Annotated in this window: 12 protein-coding genes and 3 pseudogenes; 5 read left to right on the top strand and 10 right to left on the bottom strand. The window is 46.2% G+C overall.

Going from position 1 to position 9,715, the window contains the following annotated elements; genetic code table 11:
• Window positions 1-190: transposase (locus tag MM817_RS17605; protein WP_419723426.1), on the bottom strand; the 190-nt coding region annotated here is incomplete at its 3' end.
• 51 nt (window positions 191-241) lie between these two features.
• Between MM817_RS17605 and MM817_RS15710 the strand changes: the two are divergent.
• A pseudogene (locus MM817_RS15710) lies at window positions 242-550 on the top strand (Mu transposase domain-containing protein); the annotation flags it as partial.
• A complete protein-coding gene (istB, locus tag MM817_RS15715; RefSeq protein WP_241716907.1) occupies window positions 550-1,308 on the top strand; it encodes an IS21-like element helper ATPase IstB in 759 nt (252 codons plus the stop codon). The pseudogene MM817_RS15710 and the gene istB, both read left to right, overlap by 1 nt.
• Window positions 1,309-1,390: 82 nt before the next feature.
• Here istB and MM817_RS15720 read toward each other — a convergent pair.
• Window positions 1,391-1,603 (bottom strand): annotated as a pseudogene (locus tag MM817_RS15720) (IS6 family transposase); the annotation flags it as partial.
• 173 nt (window positions 1,604-1,776) lie between these two features.
• Here MM817_RS15720 and MM817_RS15725 point away from each other — a divergent pair.
• Complete coding sequence (locus MM817_RS15725) at window positions 1,777-2,034, top strand: hypothetical protein (protein ID WP_241716888.1); 258 nt, start codon at window positions 1,777-1,779, stop codon at window positions 2,032-2,034.
• On the top strand, window positions 2,031-2,306 hold the full coding sequence (locus tag MM817_RS15730) for a type II toxin-antitoxin system RelE/ParE family toxin (protein ID WP_241716890.1): 276 nt from the start codon (window positions 2,031-2,033) through the stop codon (window positions 2,304-2,306). The genes MM817_RS15725 and MM817_RS15730 overlap by 4 nt, the downstream gene beginning before the upstream one ends.
• A gap of 127 nt (window positions 2,307-2,433) precedes the next feature.
• Here MM817_RS15730 and MM817_RS15735 read toward each other — a convergent pair.
• The 8 genes and pseudogenes from MM817_RS15735 to MM817_RS15770 form a co-directional block, all read right to left on the bottom strand.
• Window positions 2,434-3,072: pseudogene (locus MM817_RS15735) on the bottom strand (IS6 family transposase).
• Window positions 3,073-3,251: 179 nt separating this feature from the next.
• On the bottom strand, window positions 3,252-3,416 hold the full coding sequence (locus MM817_RS15740) for a hypothetical protein (protein ID WP_241716892.1): 165 nt from the start codon (window positions 3,414-3,416) through the stop codon (window positions 3,252-3,254).
• A gap of 14 nt (window positions 3,417-3,430) precedes the next feature.
• Window positions 3,431-6,370: an MBL fold metallo-hydrolase gene (locus MM817_RS15745; RefSeq protein WP_241716894.1), complete on the bottom strand. Its 2,940-nt coding sequence runs from the start codon at window positions 6,368-6,370 to the stop codon at window positions 3,431-3,433.
• A 171-nt stretch (window positions 6,371-6,541) separates the two neighbouring features.
• Window positions 6,542-6,937 (bottom strand): HI0074 family nucleotidyltransferase substrate-binding subunit, encoded by a 396-nt coding sequence (locus MM817_RS15750; RefSeq protein ID WP_241716895.1) that lies wholly within the window; start codon window positions 6,935-6,937, stop codon window positions 6,542-6,544.
• Entirely contained in the window at window positions 6,925-7,314 is a 390-nt protein-coding gene (gene mntA / locus MM817_RS15755) for a type VII toxin-antitoxin system MntA family adenylyltransferase antitoxin (protein WP_241716897.1), read from the bottom strand. Before mntA ends, MM817_RS15750 begins: the two co-directional genes overlap by 13 nt.
• Before the next feature lie 53 nt (window positions 7,315-7,367).
• Window positions 7,368-7,940, bottom strand: coding sequence for a site-specific integrase (locus MM817_RS15760; RefSeq protein WP_241716899.1), 573 nt, complete (start codon window positions 7,938-7,940; stop codon window positions 7,368-7,370).
• Window positions 7,941-7,998: 58 nt separating this feature from the next.
• Window positions 7,999-8,289: a hypothetical protein gene (locus MM817_RS15765; protein ID WP_241716901.1), complete on the bottom strand. Its 291-nt coding sequence runs from the start codon at window positions 8,287-8,289 to the stop codon at window positions 7,999-8,001.
• A 404-nt stretch (window positions 8,290-8,693) separates the two neighbouring features.
• Window positions 8,694-8,870, bottom strand: a complete 177-nt coding sequence (locus MM817_RS15770) for an HU family DNA-binding protein (RefSeq protein WP_241716903.1) — start codon at window positions 8,868-8,870, stop codon at window positions 8,694-8,696.
• Between the two features lie 149 nt (window positions 8,871-9,019).
• Here MM817_RS15770 and MM817_RS15775 point away from each other — a divergent pair, with 149 nt between their 5' ends.
• Window positions 9,020-9,571 (top strand): hypothetical protein, encoded by a 552-nt coding sequence (locus MM817_RS15775; RefSeq protein WP_241716905.1) that lies wholly within the window; start codon window positions 9,020-9,022, stop codon window positions 9,569-9,571.
• Window positions 9,572-9,715: the final 144 nt, after the last annotated feature.

Here is a 9,715-nt window from a genome sequence, read left to right on the forward strand (position 1 = left end):
GCGTCTCTTGTTCTACCGAAATTTCTTTGCGTTCCTGAACCCATTTGTATAACGCCGTTTTACCTAGACCATATTCGCTCATGATTTCTGATGGTGTTTTGCCCGTGTGATAGAGGTCAACAATCATCGACTTACATTCTTCAGTATACCTAGTTTGTTTCGTTCCCAATTTCCCGACACAACCTTTCAATCATAGTTTATCAGTCCTCCTTTTTGTGTCCACTACTTTATACTAGGTCCAAGAGATTCCTATCGCATTCGTCATACACTTGTGAAGGTCAATGCCTCAAACATGATCTCTTACAAATCCAATCAATACTCAGTTCCCGCTGGGTATCAAGGGATGAAAGTAAGTGTACAAGTCTATGACAACCAATTGTACGTCTATTGTAGCACAAAGCTCCTTGTATGCCATGCGATTCGTCAAGCAAAATTAAATTACAAGGAGGAGCACTACAAAGACAACCTGAAGCTTTCCGTTCCTGGTTATCCGAACATCGATGACTTAGCGAAGAAAAACTTGCAAGCGATAGGCGGTGCTTTTGAATGATGTCTACGACGACCTCATACCAACAACTTGTTCGTAATTTGGAGTATCTCAAGCTGAAACAAATGGTCATACACGTAAACGAAGTGATTGACTTGAGCATACAAAACCAGATGTCCTTTATGGATACACTGGTCAAGCTAAGCAATTATGAAATTGATGTTCGTGAACAAAACATGATTCATGCGATGGTGAAGGTGGGCGCTTTCCCTCACCGAAAGGAGTTAGTAGATTTCGACTTTGCCTTTCAACCTTCGGTGAATAAACAACAAATGCAGGACTTTGCATCACTTCGATTTATCGAAGGAAATGAGAACATAGTATTTTTAGGCCCAAGCGGAGTTGGTAAAACGCATTTAGCGACATCTATAGGCATCGCTGCAGCCAAGAAACGTATTAGCACTTACTTTATTAAATGTCATGATCTGATTCAGAACTTAAAACGAGCGATGCTAGAAAATCGTTTAGAAGCTAGATTAAAGCATTATACTAAGTACAAACTACTCATCATTGATGAGATCGGTTATCTACCGATTGAACCAGAGGATGCAAAGTTATTTTTTCAACTGATTGATATGCGCTATGAAAAACGAAGTACAATTTTGACAACAAATGTGAACTTCAGAGCATGGGATGAAGTATTTCGTGAACCGAAACTAGCCAACGCTATTCTTGATCGTATCCTTCATCATGCGACTGTCGTTACCATTATAGGTGATTCCTACCGGTTGAAGAATCATCTCGCTAAAGATGATGATTAATTTTGTACATACTTAAACAAGCGAAAGTGTACATGTTTGTGTTGACATTTACATTGATGGAAGTATCATCGACTCAGTATAAATCCGTTGTAGGCTTCAGAAAACGGCGAATACGTTGGTCCAGTTCCGAACCGTGTTCATGTACTCAGCGCATGATCGTGGTATGTGCAACACGAACGCCTCTTTCCTCAAGTCATTCAACGGTGTCACGATAACGCAAGCTGTATCGCAAGTACCACCGAACAGCCATCAGAATCATGTGGTCTTCGAAGTGCTTCCATGTAAAGGAGTTCATACCATACTAGCCTCATCTCAGAGATTGATCCGACAATCTTAGCACTCTTCGTGTTTTTACACCAGAACCATTGAGAGCAAGACAAACTAGACAAACCTCCGCATGCGAATCACGCCGCGTTACCGGGCCAAATGGTATACTGATGAAAATAGAACATGAGGAGGTGGACTTGCATGGCTGTGAATAAAGAGGAGTTCTATCGTCTGATTGACCAGATTGACGATCCCATCGATTTAGAGACCGCTTATGCGGCTGTCAAATCCATCATGGAACATGATGATCAATCCTGGTACTGGACAGAAGAGTGGCAAGAAGGGGAACGTGAAGCGGACGCAGACAAGGCGGCAGGACGAGTGAGTCGGGCATACGATTCCGCCGAGGACATGATGAGAGATCTTTTGGGTAACAACGAAGAGCGCCGAACCCCATGAAGCTGACACAAACGGAGCGCTTCATTCATCAGTTTCGACGCCTTGCTAAAGGGAACCCTCGGGTCGTGACACAGGTGGAAAAAACCTTTCGATATTTGATTGCCTTCCCTCCTGCACACCCATCATTACGCATGAAACGGGTACAGGGAACTGATGCAGTCTTCGAATGTTCTGTCAACATGGACTTGCGAATCACCTTTGAATTTGTAGATGAGCAAACCATTCTGCTACGCAACATCAATCACCATGACAAGGCGCTCAAACACTACTGAACCCGATACCCGGTTCTGGTGCAAAGCATACGCGTAGCATAGATTTGTCCGTTTGTGACTTCGTCGATTCAGCAGATAACCCTAAAAATCGATCTACAAGTAACGCCGTTGAAGAAGTCGGCAGGTGTTATAACTCAACCTGCTTTTTTCGTAGCATATGCATAGCTTCTATCCCTGCAAAGGTCTTTTCAGCAGTCTCGAATGACTTGAACCCGAGCATTGGTTTGGTGATCCTTTTGATCAATCGATAGTCTTGTTCAACGATCTTGTTCAAGTATTTTCTCTGCCGGATGATGGTGTCCTGTGGGATCTCCGTTTCATCCTTTAACTGCTGTAATGCCGGCGGCTACACAGGATTTTTATCCACAGTAACAACACGCGGTGATGGATTGTGCGGGGATAATAAAGCCTTCTTAAAGAATCGTTTTGCAGCGGAGATGTCTCGATCTTCACAGAGCATGAAATCAATGGTTTGACCTTGAGAATCCATCGCCCAATAAAGATACTTCCATTGTCCTTTTACTTTGATGGAAGTCTCATCGACTCGGTTTGAATCCGTTGTAGGCTTCAGAAAACGGTGAATACATTGGTCCAGTTCCGAACCGTATTCATGTACTCAGCGCATGATGGTGGTATGTGCAACACGAACGCCTCTTTCCTCAAGCCATTCAACGGTGTCACGATAACGCAAGCTGTATCGCAAGTACCACCGAACAGCCATCAGAATCATGTGGGCTTCGAAGTGCTTCCATGTAAAGGCGTTCATACCATACCAGCCTCATCTCAGAGATTGATCCGACATTCTTAGCATTCTTCGTGTTTTTGCACCAGAACCGCTGGACTCATGACCGACCACCCACATGGCAGACACTTCAACGATCGTATCTTCTCATGGGTTTGTACCTGTTGTTTCTGTGTCGATGACCAGAAATCGCGCTTGGGACATCACACATCATCCTCTTCGCTTGTGGATGCTTTTCCTCGTAGGGCGTGTTCACTAACGAGACTATCTTTTGGATACTGCTTGCGAATCGCTTCATCCGTTCGATCCGTTTCTAACCGGTAGGTGGTCCCATTTTTTCGTTTCATCTCTAGGCTGCGTACATGCATGTGTTGTTCTCCTTTCACTCGGCTTGCAAGTGCCACTTCGTTTGACGAGCAAATGCCTCGATGACTTCTGAGGATAGATGCTGCTCTGTCCGTACCCCTACTGCTTTTTTGGCAAGGTACACACTGGGTGTCTTGATCACACCGGGAGTGATCTGTTCAGCTAAACGTATCAACGCTTGTTGTTGCACCTTATCGGATACGACAATCTCCCACCCTGTCACGTGACGGAGTTCGTCAATCACTGCACCTTGCGTGTGCCCCCACTCTGGCGTAATAAAGGCCAGTTCAATGCGATTGTTTTTGAAGGATTTTTTATACAACGTCACGCCACGACGGGTACACATCTCCTCAATCGTGCGTAGAGCTTGGTTGATCTCTGCCCGAGGAGTACCGTTTTGCATCGGTGTCACCACCGCCTCGTCTGCGTGGTGATCTCCTGCGAATTGTAGCGTCCAGCCCGTCTGTTGATGAAACGATGGGCAGATGATGGCTTTCTCCTCATCAGAGAGAGGCTGGGTCATCTTTACTTTCACCACGTTTCGATCCTGATAGATGGCAGGTGAACCCACCACGTGGTTCGACGTACTTTCGATCCAACGAATCGCTGTTGCGGCTAGCTGTTCCATGTGAGTATGCGTTGCCCATGCCACACGCCAACCGGTTTCCTTTTCTGCTTCGGCGGCTACTTGTTTCGCTCCATCGGTTGCGACCACGGCATCAGGGAAATACACAGACACCTTGATGATCCCCTGAGCGGTATCCGCACCAATTTTGTAGACGCCCAATGAATCCGGCATGATCTCGCGAATACGACGCATCGCTTCATTTTGTTCCAAGCGTGATCCTTGTTCATGATCATCGGCTCGCATGACGTGGACCTTTCCCCCGACGACCTGTTGCAACTGATCGGCGATCATCTGGGTATCAAGTGCTGGATGGTCTGACGTGATCGGCACAAGGATGCGTTGCTCCTGAGTGAACACTTTGGGTGGTTGTATCCGAAACCCATAACGATGGGCCAGTTGTTCTATTTCTTTTTGCAAGGCAGGCGGATAGACTTGTGGCTCGATCTGATATCGCCACCCATGGACTTCTTTTCCTTCGATCTCCGCTTTCAATGCATCAGGAATCGCCCAGGGAAACGCAACAAACACGCGAAACACTTGTGTGAGTGGCATGGCCTCCGTCTTTCTCCACCCATAAGGTTCCAACTTGTCCATGACCTCATCGTTACCATAGGGATCAGCTGGAGGCAAGAGGCCACCTTGTTCTGCGATCAGATACCCTAAACGCTCAGCCGATCGGTACCCAAAATAACGGCCATCCTCGATACAGGCTTTGGCAGCAGCGATCAGTCCTACCATATACTCGTTGGGTGATTCTCCTGCAGGAACACGCCCTAGCGGTTCTTTGACGAAATCCACAGGAATGCGCTTGGTGGTGCCATCTTGTAAGGTCACGTGACAGGTTCCACCCGCTTGTTGGGTGCAATAGCCAAGAAGAAGCACGTCGTTCTCCTTGAAGGCGAGGACTTGTCCCCTCCACGATGTGGCGCGAATCGGCTCTTCGGTTTGCGGGAGCACGATGTGTGCAGGTTCACGAACCGGTACGTTGAAAGATTCGCCTACCACGGCGGCATAGACATGAGCGGAGGGTAGATAGGAACGCAACTCGCGTGTCAGTCCAGCTTTCGCCTCCTCATCCCCATGGACAAGCCATACGGTGTGGGGGCGCACGTGGGCAACCACTTGGGCGAGTTCTCTACGGTTGGCATGGGCAGAGAGGGAATAGAGTCCTACTTTAGCGCGTACAGGTACGACGCGATCCGGTAAGATCCATCGTCTCTCTTCAGGCGATTCTTTGGCCATTGTGAGCAATAAGCGTCCAGGGGATTCTTCATCTTGATACCCGGTTAACAAGACGGCATTCTTGGCATCGCCAACGAGTGCATGTGCGTAAAAAATCGCAGGACCGCCTGAAAGCATCCCCGATGAGCTGATGACACAGCAAGGTTTTCCTTGTTGCACCACGGATTGACGTTGTTCAGCCGTTTTCACAAAAAAGATATCTTCTGGAGAGAACAGTCTGCCCTTTGTATGAATCAACCGCTTGGCAGGTCCTTGTAGCAAGTGGGGATACGACTCATAGATGGGACAAATGGAACGCACAAGACCATCGACGACAATCGGGAACGGCTTGATCTCTTTGTTGTAGCGCATGGCGTTTTGCAAGATCATCAACACTTCTTGTGCGCGTCCCACGGCAAAGGCAGGAATGAGAACAAAACCACCCTGTTGAATCACGTCAGACACTTGCTGTGCCAGTGCTTTTTCTTGTTGTGCTCGATTCTCATGTAAGCGTGAGCCGTAGGTGGATTCCGAGATGACCGCATCATAGCGCGTGCCGTGTGGTATGCGCAGGCCACCGATGAGTCGTCCAGGTGCAACGGAATAGTCTCCTGTAAAGAGGACACTCCCCTCGTCGTTGGTCTCAAACCCAATGGCCACAGCCCCTAAGATATGACCAGCGCTATAGGTTGATACGCGAATCCCCTGCCAGCTCAACACTTTATCCTGTCCCATGACGTGAATCCGTGGCCAGAGCTGATCCAATTGGTCTTCGGTGAACACCTTAGCATGTCCATCCTGACGACTCAGGTGTAACGCATCAGCTAGCATGACTTTACTGATCGCTAGCGTGGCTTGGGTCATATAGACGGGAGCCGTCGGAAACATACTGGAGATTAGCGGTAATGCACCGATATGGTCTTGGTGAGCGTGTGTGATAAAGATGGCGTCGATCTTGGCGTGTTGCGTTTCAAGGAGTGCCAGATTCGGTAGTGGGTCTAGTTCATTCATGCGCGTTCCGGCATCGACTAACCACTGGGTCGTGGCTGTGCGAAACCATATGCATGTGGCGCCAATCTCAGCGCCTCCTAGCATGGTGATGTCCAATGGTAACAGCTCCGATCGAAGACATAATGACTGGTTAACGATGTGTACAAGGAAGCTACTTTCTACCATCTTCGGTTAATGGTCAAGTTATAGCATCCATGTTTAAGGAAATTGAAAATGAGTTTCTTCTATTAATAGAGACTACATCTCGTACATGTCCATAGATTGTCCTCATTTCAACTTATCTTTCATTCTTTCGAACCATGTATCCATGAGTATGGCATGATCTCCAAGTCGTTGGAACATATCTTGCGCTACATGCTGATCATATGTATGACTAGTTAAGTTCCGATCGTTGACCATGGCCAAAGCATGTTCGGTTTCTTCTAAGGTTAGTAGGCCCACTTCACGACAAGAGCGAATGACCTCTTTGGGAGACGCAACGTCCAAACCATGGTATTCTCTTAGAAAATGACGTCCCGCTTTCCACATCGCTTCAAAGGTGTACTCAAATCTTTGTATCGCACCATCTCTTTCAAGATCAGAAATTTCGGTCAGCTCTAGTGCTTGTTGAAGCGTGACCAATGCTTGACTGACTCGATCAAACGCTAATGTTACACGGTCCACTCAATCCCCTCCTTGTATATCTCGGTTTGTAATGTTTCAGAAGCGTGATATACATCCACCACATCGACACGATAGGGAATGGTCGATTCTTCAAGTTGCTGTTGTATCTCTAAGAGTAATTGGGTTGGGACGGCAGCGGGGCCTTCAATCGCAATGTCGATATCAGAGGACCCTTGGTCTTCCCCTCGTGCAAATGATCCAAAAAGATAGATCTTACAGGGATACTCCTTTAGAGTAGTTAGTACAAACTGACGGACGTGTTCGAGAATTCTGTTTCGCTGATCCTCCTGATCCTCCTGATCCTCCTGATCCTCCTGATCCTCCTGATCCTCCTGATCCTCCTGATCCTCCTGATCCTCCTGATCCTCCTGATCCATCTTCTCCATCCCCATCTCACTATTCTGGCGTAAGCTCTTTCCTTTAAAATATACTACAACTCCAAACTCAGATACACGTTGTCGAGTTCCTGCTGGGTGATCCCGATGTATGCAAGTGTGATCGATGGGGAGGAATGATTCAGTAGCTTTTGCAGGCGGGTAATATCTGTCCCCGACATGTACGCATGATAAGCGAAGGTTTTGCGAAGCGTATGGGTTCCAATCCGGTCGGTGATGCCGATGGCACGTGCTGCATCGTTCATCACTTTATGCGCTTGGGACCGTTGCATCGCTCCCCCTTTTTTCGAACGAAACAACGGCTCGTCACGGACTACATGTTTGGTGAAGCGTGACGTGAGGTAGTCACGCAAAGCCTTTTTGGATGTTTCCCCAAGCGGAAAATCTTTGGTCTTGCCGGTTTTTTGCTCGCGAATGTTAATACGATCGTTCACCTTGCCCCGTTCGTCTACTACATCCCCCACCCTGAGCGACAGGAGATCGGATACGCGTAACCCGCTATTGATCCCTAACACAAAGAGACAATAATCGCGGAGATTGGTGCTCTTGAGTATTTTTTTCATGGCATCCACTTGTCTTTTATCGCGAATGGGTTGCACAAATTCCATGACACGCATCACCTCCACCTGTTCAAGCGTTAACGCTCATGATGCGAAGAGGCGATGATTACATCGGTTCATGATCATCGGATGGATTGTAGTCTACTTCCTCATGATCTGTTTGAACACTTGTTTTATCATCTTCATGGCTGACTGGTTCTTCATTTGATGTTTCGACTGATGGATTACGATCTCCTACGCTTTCCTGCTCAATCTGAGCTAAGCCGATGTCAATAATGCGCAAGAGTGCTTCATTTCTTGTTTGAATCCAATTACCAAAGCGATAAGATTCAATGCGATTGAGCATATGATCGTCGACAGCAATTCCTAACTTCGTCAGTTTTTCTGCTTTTTTCATCACGAATAATCCCCTATTCTGATCATCAGACTATCATTTCATACCATCTATTATATCAGATACTAAGTATCTAACAAGCAATTATATCGTTTATCACCAGATTCATGCAATCATACATATCACTCTATTTCATGGTGTTATGTATGGTATAAACCGCATCACGTATCTGCTTGCCCTTCTCCGCTACGAAAAGCATGTAGAAAACCATCGATGAGCCTAGTGCTGCAAGGCTTCACAGGCGAAATCTCTCATCATACTTAATACCATTGAGTATGATTAGGATATGGTGTTATTTTGAAGTCAATAAATTATGCGATTAGATGACTGGATAATTATCGTGTTACATGATAATAGATAAAGAAATAAGACCGCATAGCGCAGTCTTAGTATTTCGTACTTACGACTCATTTGATGGTTTCATTTTCGCCAATCGTGATTTCTTCTCCGGTTTGAGGGTTCCTTGCCTTTCTTTCTGCTTGTAGGATTGGTTTTATTTTTCCTGCGTTACTGATCATGATATCTTCACCATTCTTTAATTCCTCATGCATGGCAGTTTGTATACATCCCAAGCTAAAGATCAATCTTTCTTACTCATACCGCTTTTTTGTTGTGCGCAAGTTATTTGATCGGTATTTTGATGTAACCACTTGCGCGTGGTATCGTCAAATGAAAGAGAAGATGTTTGATCAGATGATCAAAACGCGATATTTTAAGACAAAGGGTGGTTCGTGTGCAAAAACGATCATTTGGAATCGGTGGTGCTGCTCTGGCTTTGACGTGCTTGACAATTACAGGATGTGGGACGACATCTGGCGGAAATGCGTCGTCCACTTTAGTTCAACCTGCAAAGATCAATCAGTCAGCATCCTCTACAGCAGGCGCGAGTACATATCAGAATAGAACATTGACGAATGTGATGACTCCACCCAAGATGATATCTCAGAACTACTTAGGAGCCCTATCAACTGCGGATAAATTTCTTGCCGATTGGCTGAATTGTGACATAAAAGGAGCTGAGTCAATTCTTTCTCCATCAATTCTACGCCACACCACTCATACGCGGTTGGATTCCTATTTCGAAAATACAGGTTCTGCTATCCATGCTGGCTACGAGATACTAGGTAGAAAAGAACTCCATGCTACTTGGTATCAATTTTCTGTATGGATGTACGGGTATGCCATGGGCCTAACGGGTCCCACTTGGCAACGCCCCAGCCCACAAATCTTAAACATTAAAATGATTCAAGGAGTATGGCGCGTTGTAAACTTACCTAGGTACTAATTTTTATATGAGATCACCTGGTATTAAGTCAATATGGTGGACACACCGAACAAAGAATATCAAAACAGTCTGACGGATTGCACCTTGGATTTAGCTTGCCTTTTTGTTCGCTTTTTTGAAATACATTGATTGGAATTGTACAGG

The organism is Sulfoacidibacillus ferrooxidans (genome assembly GCF_022606465.1).
In the GTDB taxonomy this organism is placed as follows: Bacteria; Bacillota; Bacilli; order Alicyclobacillales; family SLC66; genus Sulfoacidibacillus; species Sulfoacidibacillus ferrooxidans.